At 71.7% G+C, this 21,004-nt stretch carries 20 protein-coding genes; 8 read left to right on the forward strand and 12 right to left on the reverse strand.

The genetic code is table 11. The features are described from left to right. Positions 1–18: 18 nt before the first annotated feature. Genes ACH4G3_RS25150 through deoC form a run of 3 tightly spaced genes read right to left on the reverse strand, consistent with a single transcriptional unit; the run spans position 19 to position 3,303 of the window. Positions 19–906, reverse strand: a complete 888-nt coding sequence (locus tag ACH4G3_RS25150; protein ID WP_397626607.1) for an aldehyde dehydrogenase family protein — start codon at positions 904–906, stop codon at positions 19–21. After that, positions 899–2,335 (reverse strand): aldehyde dehydrogenase family protein, encoded by a 1,437-nt coding sequence (locus ACH4G3_RS25155; protein ID WP_020274371.1) that lies wholly within the window; start codon positions 2,333–2,335, stop codon positions 899–901. The genes ACH4G3_RS25150 and ACH4G3_RS25155 overlap by 8 nt, the downstream gene beginning before the upstream one ends. Before the next feature lie 5 nt (positions 2,336–2,340). After that, a complete protein-coding gene (gene deoC / locus ACH4G3_RS25160; protein ID WP_397626608.1) occupies positions 2,341–3,303 on the reverse strand; it encodes a deoxyribose-phosphate aldolase in 963 nt (320 codons plus the stop codon). A gap of 145 nt (positions 3,304–3,448) precedes the next feature. Here deoC and ACH4G3_RS25165 point away from each other — a divergent pair, with 145 nt between their 5' ends. After that, positions 3,449–4,165, forward strand: a complete 717-nt coding sequence (locus tag ACH4G3_RS25165) for a PH domain-containing protein (protein WP_397626609.1) — start codon at positions 3,449–3,451, stop codon at positions 4,163–4,165. 87 nt (positions 4,166–4,252) lie between these two features. On the opposite strand, the gene ACH4G3_RS25170 is transcribed toward ACH4G3_RS25165, so the two are convergent. From ACH4G3_RS25170 to ACH4G3_RS25180, 3 genes are all read right to left on the reverse strand, one after another. Then, positions 4,253–5,899: a phospho-sugar mutase gene (locus tag ACH4G3_RS25170; protein WP_397626610.1), complete on the reverse strand. Its 1,647-nt coding sequence runs from the start codon at positions 5,897–5,899 to the stop codon at positions 4,253–4,255. Positions 5,900–6,202: 303 nt separating this feature from the next. After that, entirely contained in the window at positions 6,203–7,027 is an 825-nt protein-coding gene (locus ACH4G3_RS25175) for a purine-nucleoside phosphorylase (RefSeq protein ID WP_020274367.1), read from the reverse strand. 92 nt (positions 7,028–7,119) lie between these two features. Next, positions 7,120–7,557 carry a gamma-glutamylcyclotransferase family protein gene (locus ACH4G3_RS25180; protein ID WP_010045592.1) on the reverse strand — a complete coding sequence of 146 codons (438 nt, stop codon included), beginning with the start codon at positions 7,555–7,557 and terminating at the stop codon, positions 7,120–7,122. A 96-nt stretch (positions 7,558–7,653) separates the two neighbouring features. On the opposite strand from ACH4G3_RS25180, the gene ACH4G3_RS25185 reads away from it, so the two are divergent. Then, a complete protein-coding gene (locus ACH4G3_RS25185) occupies positions 7,654–9,102 on the forward strand; it encodes an NAD(P)H-quinone dehydrogenase (RefSeq protein WP_397626611.1) in 1,449 nt (482 codons plus the stop codon). A gap of 165 nt (positions 9,103–9,267) precedes the next feature. Beyond that, complete coding sequence (locus ACH4G3_RS25190; RefSeq protein ID WP_397626612.1) at positions 9,268–10,248, forward strand: DeoR/GlpR family DNA-binding transcription regulator; 981 nt, start codon at positions 9,268–9,270, stop codon at positions 10,246–10,248. Positions 10,249–10,414: 166 nt separating this feature from the next. On the opposite strand, the gene ACH4G3_RS25195 is transcribed toward ACH4G3_RS25190, so the two are convergent. Beyond that, the gene (locus ACH4G3_RS25195) at positions 10,415–12,190 is read right to left on the reverse strand and encodes an acetyl/propionyl/methylcrotonyl-CoA carboxylase subunit alpha (RefSeq protein WP_397626613.1); all 1,776 of its coding nucleotides are present in this window, start codon (positions 12,188–12,190) and stop codon (positions 10,415–10,417) included. 359 nt (positions 12,191–12,549) lie between these two features. Here ACH4G3_RS25195 and ACH4G3_RS25200 point away from each other — a divergent pair, with 359 nt between their 5' ends. Continuing rightward, positions 12,550–13,011 (forward strand): hypothetical protein, encoded by a 462-nt coding sequence (locus tag ACH4G3_RS25200; protein WP_397626614.1) that lies wholly within the window; start codon positions 12,550–12,552, stop codon positions 13,009–13,011. Here the strand turns inward: ACH4G3_RS25200 and ACH4G3_RS25205 are convergent. From ACH4G3_RS25205 to ACH4G3_RS25220, 4 genes are all read right to left on the reverse strand, one after another. After that, the gene (locus ACH4G3_RS25205) at positions 12,980–13,600 is read right to left on the reverse strand and encodes a Maf family protein (protein ID WP_397626615.1); all 621 of its coding nucleotides are present in this window, start codon (positions 13,598–13,600) and stop codon (positions 12,980–12,982) included. The two genes, ACH4G3_RS25200 and ACH4G3_RS25205, sit on opposite strands and share 32 nt — an antisense overlap. Positions 13,601–13,632: 32 nt before the next feature. Further along, a complete protein-coding gene (mmpB, locus tag ACH4G3_RS25210) occupies positions 13,633–13,761 on the reverse strand; it encodes a morphogenic membrane protein MmpB (protein WP_010045609.1) in 129 nt (42 codons plus the stop codon). 79 nt (positions 13,762–13,840) lie between these two features. Beyond that, the gene (locus ACH4G3_RS25215) at positions 13,841–14,050 is read right to left on the reverse strand and encodes an acyl-CoA carboxylase epsilon subunit (protein ID WP_031132777.1); all 210 of its coding nucleotides are present in this window, start codon (positions 14,048–14,050) and stop codon (positions 13,841–13,843) included. Between the two features lie 24 nt (positions 14,051–14,074). After that, complete coding sequence (locus ACH4G3_RS25220) at positions 14,075–15,676, reverse strand: acyl-CoA carboxylase subunit beta (RefSeq protein ID WP_397626616.1); 1,602 nt, start codon at positions 15,674–15,676, stop codon at positions 14,075–14,077. 110 nt (positions 15,677–15,786) lie between these two features. Between ACH4G3_RS25220 and ACH4G3_RS25225 the strand changes: the two genes are divergently transcribed. Next, positions 15,787–16,653 carry a biotin--[acetyl-CoA-carboxylase] ligase gene (locus tag ACH4G3_RS25225; RefSeq protein WP_397626617.1) on the forward strand — a complete coding sequence of 289 codons (867 nt, stop codon included), beginning with the start codon at positions 15,787–15,789 and terminating at the stop codon, positions 16,651–16,653. 244 nt (positions 16,654–16,897) lie between these two features. Then, the gene (locus ACH4G3_RS25230) at positions 16,898–18,001 is read left to right on the forward strand and encodes an adenylate/guanylate cyclase domain-containing protein (protein WP_397626618.1); all 1,104 of its coding nucleotides are present in this window, start codon (positions 16,898–16,900) and stop codon (positions 17,999–18,001) included. A gap of 29 nt (positions 18,002–18,030) precedes the next feature. Here the strand turns inward: ACH4G3_RS25230 and ACH4G3_RS25235 are convergent, their stop codons facing one another. Then, a complete protein-coding gene (locus ACH4G3_RS25235) occupies positions 18,031–18,663 on the reverse strand; it encodes a hypothetical protein (RefSeq protein ID WP_397626619.1) in 633 nt (210 codons plus the stop codon). A 215-nt stretch (positions 18,664–18,878) separates the two neighbouring features. Between ACH4G3_RS25235 and ACH4G3_RS25240 the strand changes: the two genes are divergently transcribed. Continuing rightward, positions 18,879–19,679 carry an enoyl-CoA hydratase/isomerase family protein gene (locus tag ACH4G3_RS25240; RefSeq protein ID WP_354741505.1) on the forward strand — a complete coding sequence of 267 codons (801 nt, stop codon included), beginning with the start codon at positions 18,879–18,881 and terminating at the stop codon, positions 19,677–19,679. A gap of 93 nt (positions 19,680–19,772) precedes the next feature. After that, a complete protein-coding gene (locus ACH4G3_RS25245; protein ID WP_397626620.1) occupies positions 19,773–20,924 on the forward strand; it encodes a GGDEF domain-containing protein in 1,152 nt (383 codons plus the stop codon). Positions 20,925–21,004 lie beyond the last annotated feature (80 nt).

Below are 21,004 nucleotides of genomic sequence, written 5' to 3' on the forward strand. Positions count from 1 at the left end.
TCCGCTGTGAGGGGCGGTCTAGTACGAGGAACCGGACGCGCCCAGTGACCCCGTGGGGTGCCAGACCGTTTTCGTCTCCAGGAACGCCGTCATGCGGTCGGTGCCGGGAGTCTCCGTGTAATCCACAGGCTGTGGACGGAGGACGCGCTTGAGGTTGTCGGCCGCGGCGATCTCCAGTTCCTTCGCGAGGGCCTCGTCCGCGCCCGCGAGGTCGATCGCGTTGACGTCCTGGTGGGCGGCCAGCGGGGTCGCGATCTCCGCCGTACGGCCCGACAGGACGTTGACCACGCCGCCGGGGACGTCCGAGGTGGCCAGCACCTCGGCGAGGGACAGCGCGGGCAGCGGGGACTTCTCGCTCGCCACCACGACCGCCGTGTTGCCGGTCGCGATCACCGGGGCCAGCACCGACACCAGGCCCAGGAAGGACGACTCCTGCGGGGCCAGGACCGCGACCACGCCCGTCGGCTCGGGGGAGGAGAGGTTGAAGAACGGGCCAGCCACCGGGTTGCCGCCGCCGACCACCTGGGCGATCTTGTCGGTCCAGCCCGCGTACCAGACCCAGCGGTCGATCGTCGCGTCCACGACCGCCGCCGCCTTCGACTTCGACAGCCCCTCGGCGTCGGCCACCTCACGCGCGAACTGGTCGCGGCGGCCCTCCAGCATCTCCGCGACGCGGTACAGGACCTGGCCGCGGTTGTACGCCGTCGCCCCGGACCAGCCGCCGAACGCCTTGCGGGCCGCGACGACCGCGTCACGGGCGTCCTTGCGGGAGGAGAGGGGCGCGTTGGCCAGCCAGTTGCCCTTTGCGTCGGTCACCTCGTACACCCGGCCGCTCTCGGAACGCGGGAACTTGCCGCCCACGTACAGCTTGTAGGTCTTGAGGACACTGAGTCGCGTGTCAGACATCGAGGTACGCCTCCAGGCCGTGGCGGCCGCCCTCGCGGCCGAAGCCCGACTCCTTGTATCCGCCGAACGGCGAGGTCGGGTCGAACTTGTTGAACGTGTTGGACCAGACGACGCCCGCGCGGAGCTTGTTCGCGACCGCCAGGATGCGGGAGCCCTTCTCCGTCCAGATGCCGGCGGAGAGGCCGTACGGCGTGTTGTTGGCCTTGGCGACCGCCTCGTCCGGCGTGCGGAACGTCAGCACCGACAGCACCGGGCCGAAGATCTCGTCGCGGGCGACGGTGTGCGCCTGGGTGACGTTCGTGAACAGCGTCGGGGCGAACCAGTAGCCGCTCTCCGGCAGTTCGCAGGCCGGTGACCAGCGCTCGGCGCCCTCCGCCTCGCCCTGCTCGACGAGCGAGGTGATGCGCGTGAGCTGCTCCTCGGAGTTGATCGCGCCGATGTCGGTGTTCTTGTCGAGCGGGTCGCCGAGGCGGAGGGTCGACAGGCGGCGCTTGAGGGAGTCGAGGAGCTCGTCGTGGATCGACTCCTGCACCAGCAGGCGGCTGCCGGCGCAGCAGACCTGGCCCTGGTTGAAGAAGATGCCGTTGACGATGCCCTCGACGGCCTGGTCGACGGGAGCGTCGTCGAAGACGATGTTGGCGCCCTTGCCGCCCAGTTCGAGCGTGACCTTCTTGCGGGTGCCGGCGACCGTGCGGGCGATCTCCTTGCCGACGGCCGTGGAGCCGGTGAAGGCGACCTTGTTCACGTCCGGGTGGGCCACCAGCGCAGCTCCCGCGCCGCCGTAGCCGGGGAGGATGTTGACGACGCCCTTCGGCAGGCCCGCCTGGCGGCAGATGTCCGCGAAGAAGAGCGCCGAGAGCGGGGTGGTCTCGGCCGGCTTCAGGACGACCGTGTTGCCGGTCGCGAGGGCGGGCGCGATCTTCCACGCCAGCATCAGCAGCGGGAAGTTCCAGGGGATGACCTGGCCCGCGACACCGAGGGGCCGGGGGTTCGCGCCGAAGCCGGCGTGGTCGAGCTTGTCGGCCCAGCCCGCGTAGTAGAAGAAGTGCGCCGCGACCAGGGGGAGGTCCGCGTCGCGGGTCTCCTTGATCGGCTTGCCGTTGTCGAGGGTTTCGAGGACGGCGAGCTCGCGGGAGCGCTCCTGGATGATCCGCGCGATGCGGAACAGGTACTTGGCGCGCTCCGAGCCGGGCAGCGCCGACCACTTCTCGAAGGCCTTGCGGGCGGCCTGTACGGCGCGGTCCACGTCCGCCTCGCCCGCCTGGGCGATCTCGGCGAGGACCTCTTCGGAGGAGGGGCTGACCGTCTTGAAGACCTTGCCGTCCGCCGCCTCGGTGAACTCGCCGTCGATGAACAGGCCGTAGGACGGCGCGATGTCGACGATCGCGCGAGACTCCGGGGCCGGGGCGTATTCGAATACCGATGCCATGGTGATCAGTCCACCGTCACGTAGTCGGGGCCGGAGTAGCGGCCGGTGGCCAGCTTCTGGCGCTGCATCAGCAGGTCGTTGAGCAGCGAGGAGGCGCCGAAGCGGAACCAGTGGTTGTCCAGCCAGTCCCCGCCGGCGGTCTCGTTGACCAGGACGAGGAACTTGATGGCGTCCTTGGAGGTGCGGATGCCGCCGGCCGGCTTCACGCCGACCTGGATGCCGGTCTGTGCACGGAAGTCACGTACCGCCTCCAGCATGAGGAGCGTGTTCGCCGGGGTCGCGTTGACGGCGACCTTTCCGGTGGACGTCTTGATGAAGTCCGCGCCCGCCAGCATCCCGAGCCAGCTCGCGCGGCGGATGTTGTCGTACGTCGACAGCTCGCCCGTCTCGAAGATGACCTTCAGGCGCGCGGACGTGCCGCAGGCCTCCTTCACGGCGGTGATCTCGTCGTACACCTTCAAGTATCGGCCCGAGAGGAACGCCCCGCGGTCGATGACCATGTCGATCTCGTCGGCGCCCGCGGCGACGGCCTCACGGACGTCGGCCAGCTTGACGGTGAGCGGGGCACGGCCGGCCGGGAACGCCGTGGCGACGGAGGCGACCTTGACGCCGGAGCCGGCGACGGCCTCCTTGGCCACGGCCACCATGTCGGGGTAGACGCAGACGGCGGCCGTCGTGGGCGTCGTACGGTCGGTCGGGTCGGGCCGGACCGCCTTCGCGCCGAGCGCCCGGACCTTGCCGGGGGTGTCCGCGCCTTCCAGCGTCGTCAGGTCGACCATCGAGATGGCGAGGTCGATGGCGTACGCCTTCGCGGTCGTCTTGATCGAACGCGTACCGAGGGAGGCCGCGCGCCCCTCGAGACCGACCGCGTCGACGCCCGGGAGCCCGTGGAGGAAGCGGCGCAGCGCGTTGTCGGACGAGGTGACGTCCTTGAGGGGGTGAGCTGCGGTGAGTGCAGAACTGGGCATGGTCACCAGACGAGCATATCTACGCGCGTAGCGGCTGTACAGCCCCCGGCTTTGGTCGGGGAGTGAGGCGGTGCGGGGTGGTGTGGGCCGGTCGTGGTGGTGGGGTGCGGTGGGTGCTCGAGGGCCGGTCCGGCAGAATCGGGGCATGACGAGCCCCGAGTCCCAGTCGCCCGCGCCGCAGCCTCCGGAGCCCGAGTCCAAGGACCGGGTGTACCGGTCGGTTCCGGCCATCGCCGGTGGCGCGCTGCTGCTCGCCATCGCCGGGTGGCTCGGCATCGACGCGATCGTCTCGGGCGAGGGGCGGACGCCGTGGATGGCGCTCGCCGTGCTGATCCTGGTCGTGCCGCTGGTCGTCGCGTTCACGCTGCGGCCCGCCGTGTACGCGGGTGACGACCGGCTGCGTATCCGCAACCCGTTCCGCGTCGTCGTGGTCCCCTGGGGGCAGGTCGCCTCGCTGAAGTCCTCCTACTCGAACGAGGTCCTCACCGAGTCCGGCGCGAAGTACCAGCTGTGGGCCGTGCCCGTCTCGCTGCGCGCCCGCAAGAAGGCCGCACGGCGTGAGATGCGGGCGACCGCGCAGGCACGCCGGGAGATGGGGCGGGACGAGGGGCGCGGAAGTGCGCTCGGGATGCGTGCGGGGCTGGGTTCGGGGCCTGGGCAGGGCCTCGGTGGAGGCCCGGTGGCGGACGGGCCCGCGCGGGCGGAGACCGACCGGATCATGGATGAGCTGCGGGGGCTGCACGAGGCGCGGCACCGGGCGGAGACGGCGCAGGGGGAGGTGACCGTGCGGTGGGCGTACGAGGTGATGGGGCCGGCGGTTGCCGGGGCGTTGTTGGTGTTGATTCTGCTGGTGGTGGGTTGAGGGACCGTGGGCTGACGGGGCCGGCCCCGGGCCGGGGGCGCTCGGCTTCGGTGGGGCCGACCCGTCAGTGTCCGACCGGGGGTGCGGTCAGATGCCCGCCGCCGTCGACAGGTCGCGCTTGATCGACTCCAGCAGGGCCGTCGCCTGTGCGCGGGCCTCGGGGAGGGCGGCGTGGGTCGCCACCGGGAGCACGACCTCCAGGTAGCACTTCAGCTTCGGTTCCGTGCCGCTCGGGCGGACGATCACCCGGGCGCCGTCGAGGGTGTAGCGCAGGCCGTCGGTGGGCGGGAGGGTGTCCGTGCCCTGGGTCAGGTCGTCGGTGCGGGTGATCGGCAGGCCGGCGAGTTCGGTCGGGGGCTGTTCGCGCAGGCGGCGCATCGCGGCCGTGATGAGGGAGAGGTCCTCCACGCGGACCGAGAGCTGGTCCGTGGCGTGCAGGCCGTGTTCCACGGCCAGGTCGTCGAGGAGGTCGAGGAGCGTGCGGCCCTCCTCCTTGAGCTGCGACGCCAGTTCCGTGATCAGGAGCGCGGCCGTGATGCCGTCCTTGTCGCGTACGCCGTCCGGGTCGACGCAGTAGCCGAGGGCCTCCTCGTAGCCGTAGCGCAGGCCCTCCGCGCGGGCGATCCACTTGAAGCCGGTGAGGGTTTCGACGTGGGGGAGGCCGGCCTTCTGGGCGATACGGCCGAGGAGGGAGGAGGAGACGATCGACTCCGCGAAGGTGCCGGTCGCTCCGCGGCGGACCAGGTGGGCGGCGAGCAGGGCGCCGACCTCGTCGCCGCGGAGCATGCGCCAGCCGGCGCCGTCCTGGCCGTCCGGTACGGCGACGGCGCAGCGGTCCGCGTCCGGGTCGTTGGCGATGATCAAGTCGGGGGCGGGGGTCGTCGCGCGGGCCTTCGCGAACGCCAGGTCCATCGCGCCGGGCTCCTCCGGGTTGGGGAACGCGACGGTCGGGAAGTCCGGGTCGGGATCGGCCTGCTCCGTCACCAGGGCCGGTTCCGGGAAGCCGGCGCGGGCGAAGGCGGCGAGGAGGACTTCCTTGCCGACGCCGTGCATCGCCGTGTACACCGTGCGGGCGGTGCGGGGGGAATCCTTGGACAGTACGGCGTCGGTGCGGGCGAGGTAGGCGTCGAGGACGCTCTCGTCGAGGGTCTGCCAGCCTTCGGTGGGGCGCCGGACGGTGGTGAGGGACGGGACGGCGGCGATCTCCGCGGCGATGTCGATGTCCGCCGGGGGGACGATCTGGGAGCCGTCGCCGAGGTAGACCTTGTAGCCGTTGTCGCGGGGCGGGTTGTGGCTGGCGGTGACCTCCACGCCCGCGACCGCGCCGAGGTGCCTTGTCGCGAAGGCGAGAACGGGGGTGGGGAGGGGGCGGGGAAGGACGGCGGCGCGGAGGCCGGCGCCGGTCATGACGGCGGCGGTGTCGTGGGCGAAGTCGCGCGACTTGTGGCGGGCGTCGTAGCCGATGACGACGAGGCCGTCGTGGTGTCCCTGCTTCTTGAGGTAGGCGGCGAGGCCGGCGGCCGCGCGGATGACGACCGAGCTGTTCATGCGCATGGGGCCGGCGCCGAGTTCGCCGCGGAGGCCGGCGGTGCCGAACTGGAGGGTGCCGCTGAAGCGGGCGGCGAGTTCGGTGTGGTCCTGGGCGTCGATGAGGCGGGCGAGCTCGGTGCGGGTTTCCGGGTCGGGGTCCTCGGTGAGCCACGCCTGGGCCTGTGCGGTGAGTTCGTCGTGCACGGTCTGTGTCAGCCTCTCGGTTGTGGTGGTGCGGGTGCCTGCGGCGGCCCGTGGCTGCTTCGGTGGGGGTGCGGGCTTGCGCCTGCGCGGCGGTGGTGGGGCGGGGCCGCGCCGGGGGGTGTCCGTCCTCGGAACGGCGCGATGGGGTTGCGTACCGACTAACCGTCCGTTGACGCGCCAACCGCTGCGGGCGGACACCCCCCGACACGGCCCCTTCTCGCCGTCGGCGGGTGCGCGTCTCGGCTCGGCTGCCGGCAATCGTGCAACGCCCGGCTGTGGACCCGCCCCCGGACCCCGGGTTGCTTACAGGCGTCCCAGGACCTGGGCGAGCAGCGAACCCATGCGCGTCGCCGAATCCCGGCCCGCCTGCAGAACCTCCTCGTGGTTCAGCGGCTCCCCGGTCATGCCCGCCGCCAGGTTCGTCACCAGGGAGATGCCCAGAACCTCCGCACCCGCCTCACGCGCGGCGATCGCCTCGAGGACCGTCGACATGCCCACCAGGTCCGCACCGATGACCCGGGCCATACGGATCTCCGCCGGAGTCTCGTAGTGCGGGCCGGGGAACTGGGCGTAGACGCCCTCCTCCAGCGTGGGGTCGACCTCCTTGCACAGGGCCCGCAGGCGCGGGGAGTAGAGGTCGGTGAGGTCGACGAAGTTGGCGCCGATGATGGGGGAGGTGGCGGTGAGGTTGATGTGGTCGCTGATGAGGACCGGCTGGCCGGGGCGCATGCCCTCGCGCAGGCCGCCGCAGCCGTTCGTGAGGACGATCGTCTTGCAGCCGGCCGACACGGCGGTTCGGACGCCGTGGGCGACGGCCGCCACGCCGCGGCCCTCGTAGTAGTGCGTACGGCCGAGGAAGACCAGGGCGCGCTTGTTGCCGATCCGGTACGAGCGGATCTTGCCTCCGTGGCCCTCGACCGCCGGGGGCGGGAAGCCGGGCAGCTCGGTGACCTGGAGCTCGGCCTCGGGAGCGCCGAGGGCGTCCACGGCCGGAGCCCAGCCGGAGCCCATCACGAGGGCGACGTCGTGGGTCTCGGCGCCCGTGAGTTCGCGCAGGCGGGCCGCGGCGGCGTCGGCGGCGGCGTGGGGGTCGCCCTGGATGTCGTCCGGAAGAAGAGATGCGTTCACGCGCACGAGGGTAGCCGGTGATTGCCTACGCGCGTAGATGGTGGACCTCACGGGGTGGCGATCGTTGTCTTGTCGTTTCCGACGAAGCGGGTTCAGCAGGGACGCTTGCGCAGTTCCATCACGTAGTCGTGCGGGGCGCCGGCCGACTCGGCCGCGTCGGCGATCTCGCCCAGGTAGCGGGCCGAGGGCAGGCCGCCCTCGTACGCGTTCAGGGTGAAGGCCCACGCCTGCTCGTCACCCTCCAGGGTGTGGACCCGCACGCGTGTGCGGCGGTAGATGTCGAGCCCCACGCCCTCCCAGCGGTCGAGCGACTCCTCGTCCATGGGGGCGATGTCGTAGAGCGCGACGAAGACCTGGGAGACCGGGTCCTCGACGATCGTCGGCAGGGCGCCCTCCCAGCCCATGTGCTCGCCGCCGAACGTCAGCCGCCACCCGTTCAGCCAGCCGGTGGCGCGCAGCGGCGAGTGCGGGGCGCGGCGGGACATCAGCCGCGCGTCGAGGTTGCCGGCGTACGCGGCGTAGAGCGACATGGGGAGAGGGTACGGCAGTGCCCCGGAGTCACTCGCGTAACGGAGCCGCATCGGCGGCGGGCCCCGGGGCGGTGCCAGGTTGATGGGTGCGGGACAATGGGGTACGTGACTCGGATCGTGATCATCGGTGGCGGACCCGGCGGATACGAAGCGGCGCTGGTGGCCGCTCAACTCGGCGCGGAGGTGACCGTCGTCGACTGCGACGGTCTGGGCGGGGCGTCGGTGCTGACCGACTGCGTGCCGTCCAAGACCCTGATCGCCACGGCCGAGGTGATGACCACCTTCGATTCGTCGTACGAGGAACTGGGCATCATCGTCGCCGACGACACTCCCCACGTGGAGCAGGCCGCCCGGGTGGTGGGGGTGGACCTGGGCAAGGTCAACCGGCGTGTGAAGCGGCTCGCGCTCGCCCAGTCGCATGACATCACGGCCTCCGTGACGCGTGCCGGGGCCCGTGTCCTGCGCGGACGCGGACGGCTGGAGGGCATGCAGGCGCTCGACGGGTCGCGCAAGGTCGTGGTGCGCGCCGCTGACGGTAGCGAAGAGACTCTTACGGCGGACGCCGTGCTCATCGCCACCGGTGGGCATCCCCGGGAACTGCCCGACGCCCAGCCCGACGGTGAGCGGATCCTGAACTGGACCCAGGTGTACGACCTCGACGAGCTCCCCGAGGAGCTGATCGTGGTCGGGTCGGGTGTGACCGGTGCCGAGTTCGCCGGTGCCTATCAGGCGCTCGGGTCGAGGGTGACGCTCGTGTCGTCGCGTGACCGGGTGCTGCCGGGTGAGGACCCGGACGCGGCCGCCGTGCTGGAGGACGTCTTCCGGCGGCGCGGCATGAACGTCATGGGGCGTTCCCGGGCGCAGTCCGCCAAGCGGGTCGGGGACCGGGTCGAGGTGACCCTGTCCGACGGGCGGATCATCACCGGGTCGCACTGCCTCATGGCCGTCGGCGCCGTTCCCAACAGCGCGGGCATGGGCCTGGAGGACGCCGGGGTCCGTCTGCGCGAGTCCGGTCACATCTGGACCGACAGGGTGTCGCGTACGACCGCTCCGGGCGTGTACGCGGCCGGTGACGTGACGGGCGTGTTCGCCCTGGCGTCGGTGGCCGCCATGCAGGGGCGTATCGCCATGTACCACTTCCTGGGCGATGCCGTGGCCCCGCTGAACCTGAAGACCGTCTCGTCGAACGTCTTCACCGACCCGGAGATCGCCACCGTCGGCTACACCCAGGCCGACGTCGACGGCGGGAAGATCGACGCCCGGGTCGTGAAGCTGCCGCTGCTGCGCAACCCGCGCGCGAAGATGCAGGGCATCCGCGACGGCTTCGTCAAGATCTTCTGCCGGCCGGGGACCGGGATCGTGGTCGGTGGTGTGGTCGTGGCGCCGCGCGCCTCGGAACTGATCCACCCCATCTCGATCGCGGTCGACAACAATCTGACAGTCGAACAGATTGCGAACGCCTTCACCGTCTATCCCTCGTTGTCGGGCTCGATCGCCGAGGTGGCACGGCAGTTGCACACCCGTAAGGAGACCGGCGAGAGCTGAGGCCGGATCCGGATCCTCGCTGGTCACGCGGAGTGTTCGACCATGCGTACGGCATAGGCGGCCGGACTAGGTCCTATACCACTTCCCGCTGCTCCGTGCGAACATCTTCTGCTATTCAGCGCAAACTGCTGAAAGCAGACGGTCGCTGGCGTTACTGTCAGTTTCGTGTTCGCTGCAGAACGTCGCCAATTGATCCTCGAAATGGTGCGAGCGAACGGGGCCGTGTCGCTCCGTGAGCTCGCCCGCGTCGTCCAGACCTCCGAAGTGACCGTACGGCGGGACGTGCGCGCGCTGGAGGCAGAAGGACTCCTCGACCGCCGGCACGGCGGTGCGGTACTGCCGGGCGGTTTCACGCGGGAGTCCGGCTTTCCGCAGAAGTCTCATCTCGCGACCGCCGAGAAGACCGCCATCGCCGACCTCGCCGCGAACCTCGTGGAGGAGGGCGAGGCGATCGTGGTCGGGGCGGGTACGACGACCCAGGAGCTGGCCCGCCGGCTCGCCCGGGTGCCCGGGCTGACGGTCGTCACCAACTCACTGCTGGTCGCACAGGCACTGGCCCATGCCAACCGGGTCGAGGTCGTGATGACCGGCGGTACGCTCCGCGGCTCGAACTACGCGCTGGTCGGCAGCGGTGCCGAGCAGTCCCTGCACGGGCTGCGCGTGTCACGGGCGTTCCTGTCCGGGAGCGGTCTGACCGCGGAGCGCGGGCTGTCCACGTCCAACATGCTGTCGGCGTCGGTCGACCGGGCGCTGGTGCAGGCCGCCGCGGAGGTGGTGGTCCTCGCGGACCACACCAAGCTCGGGACGGACACGATGTTCCAGACCGTGCCGACGGATCTCATCACGCGCCTCGTGACGGACGAGCCGCCCGCCCACGACGACCGTGCGGCCACGGAGCTTCAGGCGCTCGCCGATCAGGGAGTGCAGATCGCTGTCGCGGGGGCGCCGGGGGGTTCTGCGGGGGCGGGAGGGCCCGGGGGTGATGCCGCTCCGGCGCGTCAGCAGCGTCGGGACGTGCCGTTGCCCGGGCCTCGGCGGCAGGTGCCGGGGGCGGGAGCGGGGAGTGGGTTGCGGTCCGCCGCGATGCTCGGGGAGCAGAGTCCTGGGGCGGAGCGGGCGAGGGTTGCGGATCTGCGTCGGCGTTGAGGGCGCCGGGCGTCGGTCCGGGTGCTGTTGGTTGTCCGACACCCGTGCCGCCCTCAGCGGCACGAGTGCCCGCAGCCAGGCGCAGCCAGGGCCGTAGCTCAGTTGACGGCACCCCGGCGCGGCCCCGGTTCGGGGACGCGCCGTAGGCGTCGACCGTTCTGCCCGCTCAGTCCTTGATCTCGCAGATCGCCGCGCCCGACGTGACCGACGCGCCGATGTCCGCGCTGAGGCCCTTGATCGTGCCGGACTTGTGGGCGTTGAGGGGCTGCTCCATCTTCATGGCTTCCAGGACGACGATCAGGTCGCCTTCCTTGACCTCCTGGCCCTCCTCCACCGCGACCTTGACGATCGTGCCCTGCATCGGGGAGGCGAGGGTGTCGCCGGAGGCGGCGGGGCCCGACTTCTTCGCCGCGCGGCGCTTGGGCTTGGCCCCGGCCGCGAGGCCCGTGCGCGCCAGGGACATGCCCAGGGACACCGGGAGGGAGACCTCCAGGCGCTTGCCGCCGACCTCGACGACCACCGTCTCGCGCCCCGGCTCCTCGTCCGCCTCCAGGGCGTCCGCTGCCGCCGCGAACGGCTTGATCTCGTTGACGAACTCCGTCTCGATCCAGCGGGTGTGGACCGTGAACGGGTCGGACGAGCCGGTGAGCTCGGGTGCGAACGCCGGGTCCCGCACCACCGCACGGTGGAACGGGATCGCCGTCGCCATGCCCTCGACCTGGAACTCCTCCAGAGCACGCGCGGCCCGCTCCAGGGCCTCCTTGCGCGTGCGGCCGGTGACGATCAGCTTGGCCAGCAGGGAGTCCCACGCCGGACCGATGACCGACCCGGACTCCACGCCCGCGTCCAGACGGACACCCGGGCCGGACGGCGGGGCGAACGTCGTGACCGTGCCGGGGGCCGGCAGGAAGTTGCGGCCCGGGTCCTCGCCGTTGATGCGGAACTCGAAGGAGTGCCCCCGCAGCGCCGGGTCGTCGTAACCGAGCTCCTCGCCGTCGGCGATGCGGAACATCTCCCGGACGAGGTCGATGCCGGCGACCTCCTCGGTGACCGGGTGCTCGACCTGGAGGCGGGTGTTGACCTCCAGGAAGGAGATCGTGCCGTCGTTGCCGACGAGGAACTCGACCGTGCCGGCACCGACGTAGCCGGCTTCCTTCAGGATCGCCTTGGAGGCCGAGTACAGCTGCTCCACCTGCGCGTCGGACAGGAAGGGGGCGGGCGCCTCCTCGACCAGCTTCTGGTGCCGGCGCTGCAGGGAGCAGTCACGCGTGGACACCACGACCACGTTGCCGTGCTGGTCGGCCAGGCACTGGGTCTCCACGTGGCGCGGCTTGTCGAGGTAGCGCTCGACGAAGCACTCGCCCCGGCCGAAGGCCGCCACGGCCTCGCGGACCGCCGAGTCGTACAGCTCCGGGACCTCTTCCAGCGTGCGCGCGACCTTCAGACCGCGGCCGCCACCGCCGAACGCCGCCTTGATGGCGATCGGCAGACCGTGCTGCTCGGCGAAGGCGACGACCTCCTCCGCGCCGGACACCGGGTCGGGCGTGCCCGCCACCAGCGGGGCGCCCGCGCGCTGCGCGATGTGCCGGGCCGCGACCTTGTCGCCCAGGTCGCGGATCGCCTGCGGGGGCGGGCCGATCCAGATCAGGCCCGCGTCCAGGACCGCCTGCGCGAAGTCCGCGTTCTCGGAGAGGAAGCCGTAGCCGGGGTGGATCGCGTCCGCGCCCGACTCGCGGGCGGCCTTCAGCACCTTCTCGATGTCGAGGTAACTGGTGCCCGGCGTGTCACCGCCCAGGGCGAACGCCTCATCCGCGGCGCGGACATGCAGAGCGTCCCGGTCCGGGTCGGCGTAGACGGCCACGCTCTTGATGCCGGCATCCCGGCAGGCCCGGGCCACGCGGACAGCGATTTCGCCACGGTTGGCGATGAGCACCTTGCGCACGATGAGGCTCCCTCCTTGAAACAAGCCGAGTTTAGGGACTGCCGACACGGCACTTCGACCCGTCCCCAGTGGTGAGCTTGCCCACACGGAGCGTGATGCGAGGCTCGCTCGACCCGCAAAATCCCTTGTCGCACCGCGATACGCAGTGCTCCTCCGGGAAACCCTAGCCCTCCCCTGTGGTCAAGGTCTCTGTCATCACGTGCTGCGGGCCACTCGGTTTCTTTGTGGAGTCCCTACGAATGGCCCAATGATTCTTTGCCCGCCGCAGAACCCTTGTCCCAGGGTTTACTCGTTAGTAGCGTTCGCGATGTCTCGAACGTACTAGGGGTAAGTGGGTGGGCCCGGTGGTGCGCAGGCCGGTGGCGTGGATCGTGGCGGTGTTGCTCTTCGGTGAGGCGCTCGGCATCGCCGCGCTGAACTGGTTCCTCGGCGTCGTCGTCGACCGGCAGGACATGTCCCTGGCCGGGCTCGACCCGCACATGATGTCCGTGTCGTCGAAGATCGGCGGGATCGCCTTCGGCCTCTACTTCGCGCTGTGCGGCCTGGTCGCCCTGCTCGTGGCGCTGCGGGACCGGCCCCCGGCGGGCTTCGGGCGGGTGCTGCTGATCAGCGCGGCGGTCGTGCACGCGCTGCTGGGCGCCTTCACCTGGGGGCTCGTGGGCTGGCCGGCGTTCCTGTTCATGGTGCTGGTGCTCGCCCTGATCGTGCTGCTGCTGATGACCTACGACCGTCCGGCCGAGCCCGCCGATGCCGCGCCCCAGGACGGGGCGGGCGGCGACGGCTCCCCGGTCACTTCTCCCCCGGCGCCCACAACTCCGTGATCCCGACGCCCAGTTCCGCGAGGAGCCGCCGTACGAGGGGCAGGCTGATGCCGATCACGTTGCCGTGGTCGCCGTCGATGCCGTCGATGAACGGGGCCGAGCGGCCGTCCAGCGTGAACGCCCCGGCGACGTAGAGGGGTTCGCCGGAGGCGACGTAGGCGGCGATCTCCTCGTCGGTGGGGTCGCCGAAATGGACGACGGTCGACGCGGTGGCGGAGGCGTAGCGGCCGGAGAGCGTGTCGTAGACGCAGTGGCCGGTCTGGAGGGTTCCGGCGCGTCCGCGCATCGCCTTCCAGCGGGCGGTGGCCTCCTCGGCGTCCTCGGGCTTGCCGAGGGCCTGGCCGTCCAGGTCGAGCACCGAGTCGCAGCCGATCACGATCGCGCCCTTGGCCTCCGGCCGGGCCGCCACGACGGAGGCCTTCGCCTCGGCCAGGGCGAGCGCCAGCTCGGCGGGGGTGGGTGCGGTGACGGCGTCCTCGTCGACGCCGCTCACGATCACCTCGGGGGCGAGACCGGCCTGGCGGAGCAGGCCGAGCCGGGCGGGGGACTGGGAGGCGAGGACGAGTCGGCGGCGCGGCTGATCTGTCATGCGTTCAGCGTATCGGCGTCACCTGTCGCCTCTCACCTCACGCCGATCACGATCATCGCCAGCACCATGGCCAACGCCATGAGAACGCCCAGCCGCCGGAGCATGTCCTGCGTGTCCCGCAGCTCTTTCGGCGGTTCGTTCTCGGGGTCGGACCACAGCATGCCTTCCATCGTCGGACCGGGGGTGGGGGCGACGCCTGAGTACGAGTACTCAACTTGTCCCGGCCCCCACCCCTAGGGGTCAGCCCGGCCAGTAGGTGCGGCCCCACGCCGCCGGGCCCGGCTGGGGCAGGCGGTGGGCCGCGATGCGGGACGGGTCGGACCAGGAGTCGCGGGTGGCCGGCGCGCCGGGCGGCGTTGCGGCCGCCGCCGCGGCGCGCGCCCTGACCACCGCCAGGGCGGCGGCCAGCTCCTCAGGGGTCGGGTTGCCCCGTACGACCTTGATCGTCATGTGGGCCTCCTGGGCTCGCCGGGACTAGAGGGGGATGTTGCCGTGCTTCTTCGGAGGCAGGGATTCCCGCTTCGTACGCAGTTGACGCAGACCGCGTACGACGTGCCGGCGGGTGTCGGACGGCAGGATCACCGCGTCGACGTAACCGCGCTCGGCCGCGACGTAGGGGTTGAGGAGGGCGTCCTCGTACTCCTGGATCAGCCGGGCCCGGACCGCCTCCAGATCCTCGCCGTTCGCCTCGGCCTCGGAGATCGTGCGGCGGTGCAGGATGTTGACCGCGCCCTGCGCGCCCATGACGGCGATCTGGGCGGTCGGCCAGGCGAGGTTGAGGTCGGCGCCCAGGTGCTTGGAGCCCATGACGTCGTACGCCCCGCCGAAGGCCTTGCGGGTGATGATCGTGATGAGCGGGACGGTCGCCTCGGCGTAGGCGTAGATCAGCTTGGCGCCGCGCCGGATGATGCCGTCGTGCTCCTGGCCGACGCCGGGCAGGAAGCCGGGGACGTCGACGAAGGTGAGGACGGGCACGTTGAAGGCGTCGCAGGTCCGCACGAAGCGGGCCGCCTTCTCGCTGGCCTTGATGTCCAGGCAGCCGGCGAGCTGCGTCGGCTGGTTGGCGACGATACCCACGGGCCGGCCCTCGACCCGGCCGAAGCCGGTGACGATGTTCGGCGCGTACAGCGGCTGCGTCTCGAAGAACTCGGCGTCGTCCAGGACGTGCTCGATCACCGTGTGCATGTCGTACGGCTGGTTCGCGCTGTCCGGGACGATCGTGTCCAGCTCGCGGTCCTCGTCGGTGACCTCTAGGTCGGCCTCCTCGGGGAAGGCCGGCGGCTCGGAGAGGTTGTTGGACGGCAGGTACGACAGCAGCTGCTTGATGTACTCGATGGCGTCCTTCTCGTCACCCGCCATGTGGTGGGCGACCCCGGACGTCGAGTTGTGGGTCCTGGCCCCGCCCAGCTCCTCGAAGCCGACGTCCTCGCCGGTGACCGTCTTGATGACGTCGGGGCCGGTGATGAACATGTGAGAGGTCTGGTCGACCATGACCGTGAAGTCGGTGATGGCGGGGGAGTAGACGGCCCCGCCCGCACACGGGCCGACGACCAGGCTGATCTGCGGGATGACACCCGATGCGTGGGTGTTGCGGCGGAAGATCTCGCCGTAGGCACCGAGGGAGGCGACGCCCTCCTGGATCCGGGCGCCGCCGGAGTCGTTGATGCCGATGACCGGGCAGCCGGTCTTCAGCGCGAAGTCCATGACCTTGACGATCTTCTGCCCGTAGACCTCGCCGAGGGCCCCGCCGAAGACGGTGAAGTCCTGGGAGAACACGGCGACGGGGCGGCCGTCGACGGTGCCGTATCCGGTGACGACCCCGTCCCCGTACGGCCGGTTCCTGTCGAGGCCGAAGTTGGTGGAGCGGTGCCGGGCGAACTCGTCCAGCTCGACGAAGGAGCCCTCGTCCAGCAGGAGTTCGATCCGCTCACGTGCCGTCAGCTTGCCCTTGGCGTGCTGCTTCTCGACGGCGCGTGCGGAGCCGGCGTGCGTCGCTTCCTCGATGCGGCGCTTCAGATCCGCGAGCTTGCCCGCGGTCGTGTGAATGTCAGGCTGCTGCTCTTCCGGCTCGGACATCGGGATGCGGCTCCCTGCCTGCTCAAAAGGGGGGACGGTTACTCATCCGTAGAGTAGTGGGGTGCCTCGGTATCGGCAGTGCGGCGTTTACCACACCTAGGGTGGGTTGCATGACGCCGCGAGATGCATCAGAGCCGAACGGTAGCCGTTGGTCGGACCTGGACCGTCCGCCCCTCAACATCACCGCCCTGCGCCGGGGCCTGGTGCACGAGGGCGGGCTGTGGTCCGAGGTGGACGTGGTGCAGCGCACCGGCTCCACGAACTCCGACCTGGTGGCCCGGGCGGCCGAGGGCAGGGCCGCCGAGGGCGCGGTGCTCGTCGCCGAGGAGCAGACGGCCGGGCGCGGGCGCCTCGACCGGCAGTGGACGGCGCCGCCCCGCTCCGGCCTGTTCTTCTCCGTGCTGCTCACGCCGGGCGAGGTTCCGGTGGAGCGGTGGGGGTGGCTGCCACTGCTCACGGGTGTCGCCGTGGCGACGGGGCTGTCGCGGGCGGCGGGTGTCGACACGGCGCTGAAGTGGCCGAACGACCTGCTGGTCACCGTGCGGGGCGAGGAGCGCAAGGCCGGGGGGATCCTGGCGGAGCGGGCGGGGGACGGCGGGGTCGTCATCGGCGTCGGCATCAACGTCACGCTGAAGGAGGACGAGCTGCCGGTGCCCACGGCGGGGTCGCTGGGGCTGGCCGGGGCCGTGAGCACGGACCGGGATCCGTTGTTGCGGGGGGTGCTGCGGGCTCTGGAGGAGTGGTACGGGAAGTGGCGTGCGGCCGGGGGTGACGCGGGTGCCTGCGGGCTGCTGGAGGCGTACGCGGCGGGGTGCGCGACGCTCGGGAGGGAAGTGCGGGCGGAGCTGCCTGGGAATCGGGCCGTGGTGGGGGAAGCGGTTGCGGTGGACGGGGACGGGCGGTTGGTGCTGGCGACGGGGGAGGGAGTGCAGGAGCCTGTCGGCGCGGGGGACATCGTGCACTTGCGGCCCGCTTGACGGTTGCTCGGCGTTGTCGCTGGGGTCGGGGCGTCGCGCAGCCCGGCGGAGCGGGGTGCTGCCCGCGCCCACCCGTGCCGCCCCGGGCGGCACGCATGCCCGCGGACTACGGCAGCTCCGAGTGCCAGGGAAACGCCGGGCACCTCACCCCCCGGCTGAACCTGACGGAGTGAGCTGGCGCACACCTGCCGTAGAGTTGAGGCCGGTCGATACATGACCGTGACAGATCGGAAGGGCAGCACGCGTGACCGTCGACGACTCGGGTTCCGGCGAGGACGCGCAGGGCGCCGACTCCGGCGAGGATCCGCTCGCCCTGCGCCTCGAAGGGCTCATCCTGGGCGCCGAGCGCCGCTACACCCCGTTCCAGGCGGCCCGCAGCGCCGGCGTCTCCATGGAACTGGCCTCCCGCTTCTGGCGGGCCATGGGCTTCGCCGACATCGGGCAGGCCAAGGCGCTCACGGAGGCGGACGTCCTCGCACTGCGGCGCCTCGCCGGTCTCGTCGAGGCGGGGCTGCTGAGCGAGGCGATGGCCGTGCAGGTGGCCCGGTCCACCGGGCAGACCACCGCGCGGCTCGCCGAATGGCAGATCGACTCCTTCCTGGAGGGGCTGACCGAGCCGCCCGAGCCGGGCATGACGCGCACCGAGGTGACGTACCCGATCGTCGAGCTGCTCCTGCCCGAGCTGGAGGAGTTCCTGGTCTACGTCTGGCGGCGGCAGCTCGCCGCCTCGGCCGGACGGGTCGTGCAGGCCGCCGACGACGAGGAGATGGTGGACCGGCGGCTCGCGGTCGGCTTCGCCGATCTGGTCGGGTTCACGCGGCTGACCCGCCGGATGGAGGAGGAGGAGCTCGGCGAGCTGGTCGAGGCCTTCGAGACCACCGCCGCCGACCTGGTCGCCGCGAACGGCGGCCGGCTGATCAAGACCCTCGGCGACGAGGTGCTGTACGCCGCCGACGACGCGGGCGTGGCCGCGGAGATCGCCCTGCGGCTGATCGAGACCATGGCGCACGACGAGACGATGCCGGAGCTGCGTGTCGGCATGGCGTTCGGCACGGTGACCACCCGTATGGGTGATGTCTTCGGTACGACCGTGAACCTGGCCTCCCGGCTCACCTCGATAGCCCCGAAGGACGCCGTCCTCGTCGACACCGCCTTCGCCGAGGAGCTGATCCGCACGCAGGACGCCCCGGCCTCCGAGGCGGAGGCGGCCGAGGAGGCCGCGGCGGCGGAGAAGGAGGGCGAGGAGCCGCCGGTGTACCGGTTCGCGTTGCAGCCGATGTGGCAGCGGCCGGTGCGTGGGCTGGGCGTCGTGGAGCCGTGGCTGCTCACGCGACGGGACAGCGGCTGACGAGGCCTGCGCGCCCGACCGCAGGGCGCTCAGTCCAGCGGGTCCACACACACGCCGATGACCGGCACGCACAGGCCCGGGTCCTGCGGTTTCCTCGGCTTCTCAGGCTCGGGTGCCGGGGTGGGTGCGGTCCGGCTCGGTGGTGTGGGCTGGGCCGGGGCCGGGCGTGGGGCCTCGCCCCTGGCCGTCGGCGCCGGGGGGTGCGTCGTGTCGGGGACGGGGACGGCCGTGCTCCGGGGGATCGCGGCCGTATCCGCCCCTCGGGTGTCGATGGACGTGGACGGGGCGGGAGGGGCGGCGACCGGGCCGCGGGTGCCCGGTGACGGGGTGAGGCCGCCCAGGGCGGCGGGTGACGAGGGGCTCGCCTCGGGGGTGGCGGTGGCGGCGGTGTTCGTGGCCTCGTCCGTGCCGGTCGTGACGGGGTCCGGGCGGGGCTCGGCCTCTACCGTGCCGACACTGTCGGTGCCGGGCCCGGGGCCGGAGGTCAGACGTACGAGGCTCAGGGCGCCGGCTGCCAGGGCGAGACCGCCGGCGGCGAGCAGGGCCTTGCGGGGGCGGGGCTTGCGGTGGCGGCCGCCTCGGGCGCGGGGCGAGAAGGAGTCGGTTTCCCCCGGTGCTCCGGTGTCCCGCTGCGGCTTCGCCGACGTGTTCGTCGTCGTCATGGTCCCTCCCCGGTACGCACGCGCCCCCAGTGCGCCGTGGCGGATGCACGCTATGCGCTCCCATGGGCGATCGGACCGGAGTTGGGCTGATGTCACTCGAACGGGTGGGCGGGGTTGTGGTGCGGGAACCGGACGCGTCCGCTCTTTCGCGGGTGGGGTGGGGCTGCGATGATCGGAGCGGTGATGTTGTTAACCCGCGTTAACCGGAGGGTGTCATGAGTGAGGAACGGTTCGGGGAGTTCGTGCTGGTGCGGCGGCATGAGCAGGGGCATGTCGCGGAGCTCGTCCTCGACCGGCCCAAGGCCATGAACGCGGTGTCGACGCAGATGGCGCGGTCCCTCACCGGGGCCTGTGCGGCGCTGGGGGAGGACCGGGACGTACGGGTGGTCGTACTGACCTCGTCGCATGAGCGGGCTTTCTGCGTCGGGGCCGATCTGAAGGAGCGGAACTCGTTCAGCGACGCGGAGCTGGTGCGGCAGCGGCCGGTGGCGCGGGGCGCGTACACCGGGGTGCTGGAGCTGCCGGTGCCGACGGTGGCGGCGGTGCACGGCTTCGCGCTGGGGGGCGGGTTCGAGCTGGCGCTGGCGTGTGACGTCATCGTGGCGGACCGGACCGCGGTGGTGGGACTGCCGGAGGTGTCGGTGGGGGTGATTCCCGGAGGCGGGGGGACGCAGTTGCTGCCGCGGCGGGTGGGGGCGGCGCGGGCGGCTGAGCTGATCTTCTCGGCGCGGCGGGTGGAGGCCGCTGAGGCGGGGGAGTTGGGGCTGGTCGATCAGGTGGTGGAGGAGGGGCGGGACCGGGAGTCGGCGCTGGAGCTGGCTGCCCGGATCGCCGGGAATTCGCCTGTGGGGTTGCGGGCGGCGAAGCGGGCGTTGCGATTGGGGCAGGGGCTGGATCTGCGGGCCGGCCTTGAGGTGGAGGACGCGGCCTGGCGATCCGTGGCGTTTTCGGGGGACCGGGCGGAAGGGGTCGCCGCGTTCAATGAGAAGCGCAAGCCTCAGTGGCCGGGGGAGTGAGCCGAGACCGCCGGGCCGGCTGAGGGGCCTCCGGTTCTCCCCGTTCGCGCCGTCAACCGAACCAAATGGCTGGAAACTGCCTAGCCTGGGGTGATGGGTGAGGACAGACGGCTCGTGGCTGTCGTCGCGTTGGCTCAGGGGATGGCGGCCGCGCACGGGTTGCATGAGGCGTGGCGTGCGGCGGCTGTCGGGGCCTGCCGGGCGCTCGGCGGCAGCTTTGCCGCGCTGTCGGTGTGGGAGCGGGAGCTCGGGCGGCTGAAGGTCCTCGTCAACGTCGGTGAGCTGGCCGAGGGGGAAGAGGAGTTCCCGGAGGACGAGTCCTACCCGGTGCACCAGTTCGCGGAGATCACCGAGTTCCTGCACGAGCAGTGGGCCGGTGGCGGGGAGCCGGACGCCTGGGTGGAGACCGCAGAGGGGCCTGCCGCCGGGCGGCGTCCCGGGTACTGCCACCAGCGCGTCGCCGCCCTGCGCCGCCGGGGCCGCGGCTGCTGCGTGGTCGCGCCCATCGTGCTGCACGGCAGGGCCTGGGGGGAGCTGTACGTCGCCCGGCCCGCCGGTGAGCCCGTCTTCGAGCGGGCCGACGCCGATTTCGCCACCGTCCTGGCCGCCGTCGTCGCCGCCGGCATCGCCCAGACCGAGCGGCTCGAGGAGGCCCGGCGCCTGGCGTTCACCGACGCGCTGACGGGACTGGCCAACCGCCGTGCCGTCGACGTGCACCTGGAGCAGGCGATCGAGCGGCACCGCAGGGACGGAGCCGTCGTCAGCCTCGTCGTCTGCGATCTGAACGGGCTCAAGCGCGTCAACGACACCCACGGGCACGCCGCCGGCGACCGGCTCCTGGAGCGTTTCGGCTCGGTGCTGTCGCTGTGCGGGGCCATGCTGCCGGGGGCCCTGGCGGCTCGGCTCGGCGGGGACGAATTCTGTCTGCTCGCGGTCGGGCCGCCCGCCGACCAGGTCGTGAAGGCGGCCGGCGAACTGTGCCGGCGGGCGGCGGAGTTGGAGCTCGGGGACGGCGTGGCCTGCGGGGTCGCGTCCACCGAGGATCCGATCGGGCCGGTGCGCTCCGCCCGGCGGCTGTTCCGGCTCGCCGACGCGGCCCAGTACCAGGCGAAGGCCGAGCAGGCCACACGGCCGGTCGTCGCCGGGCGGGCCGGGCCCGACGACCCCGTCCTGCGGCTCGCGGACGAACCGTCCCAGGAGACCGACGGTGAGCGCCGGCGCTTCCGGGGACGGCACGCGCCCTAGCCAGGGGCCGGGCCGCGTGTGACGTATCGGTAAGGGGTGAACCGGGTCCCCAGTGGTGACATCATCGAATTCACTGCGTA

The organism is Streptomyces afghaniensis, from assembly GCF_044327915.1.
Taxonomy (GTDB): Bacteria; Actinomycetota; Actinomycetes; order Streptomycetales; family Streptomycetaceae; genus Streptomyces; species Streptomyces afghaniensis.

What these genes read in the sequence shown, in the direction of transcription:
- ACH4G3_RS25150 (WP_397626607.1), bottom strand. Translation starts at nt 906, where the DNA reads ATGTCTGACACGCGACTCAGTGTCCTCAAGACCTACAAGCTGTACGTG.
- ACH4G3_RS25155 (WP_020274371.1), bottom strand. Translation starts at nt 2,335, where the DNA reads ATGGCATCGGTATTCGAATACGCCCCGGCCCCGGAGTCTCGCGCGATC.
- deoC (WP_397626608.1), bottom strand. Translation starts at nt 3,303, where the DNA reads ATGCCCAGTTCTGCACTCACCGCAGCTCACCCCCTCAAGGACGTCACC.
- ACH4G3_RS25165 (WP_397626609.1), top strand. Translation starts at nt 3,449, where the DNA reads ATGACGAGCCCCGAGTCCCAGTCGCCCGCGCCGCAGCCTCCGGAGCCC.
- ACH4G3_RS25180 (WP_010045592.1), bottom strand. Translation starts at nt 7,557, where the DNA reads ATGTCGCTCTACGCCGCGTACGCCGGCAACCTCGACGCGCGGCTGATG.
- ACH4G3_RS25185 (WP_397626611.1), top strand. Translation starts at nt 7,654, where the DNA reads ATGGGGTACGTGACTCGGATCGTGATCATCGGTGGCGGACCCGGCGGA.
- ACH4G3_RS25205 (WP_397626615.1), bottom strand. Translation starts at nt 13,600, where the DNA reads ATGACAGATCAGCCGCGCCGCCGACTCGTCCTCGCCTCCCAGTCCCCC.
- mmpB (WP_010045609.1), bottom strand. Translation starts at nt 13,761, where the DNA reads ATGCTGTGGTCCGACCCCGAGAACGAACCGCCGAAAGAGCTGCGGGAC.
- ACH4G3_RS25215 (WP_031132777.1), bottom strand. Translation starts at nt 14,050, where the DNA reads ATGACGATCAAGGTCGTACGGGGCAACCCGACCCCTGAGGAGCTGGCC.
- ACH4G3_RS25220 (WP_397626616.1), bottom strand. Translation starts at nt 15,676, where the DNA reads ATGTCCGAGCCGGAAGAGCAGCAGCCTGACATTCACACGACCGCGGGC.
- ACH4G3_RS25225 (WP_397626617.1), top strand. Translation starts at nt 15,787, where the DNA reads ATGACGCCGCGAGATGCATCAGAGCCGAACGGTAGCCGTTGGTCGGAC.
- ACH4G3_RS25235 (WP_397626619.1), bottom strand. Translation starts at nt 18,663, where the DNA reads ATGACGACGACGAACACGTCGGCGAAGCCGCAGCGGGACACCGGAGCA.
- ACH4G3_RS25240 (WP_354741505.1), top strand. Translation starts at nt 18,879, where the DNA reads ATGAGTGAGGAACGGTTCGGGGAGTTCGTGCTGGTGCGGCGGCATGAG.
- ACH4G3_RS25245 (WP_397626620.1), top strand. Translation starts at nt 19,773, where the DNA reads ATGGGTGAGGACAGACGGCTCGTGGCTGTCGTCGCGTTGGCTCAGGGG.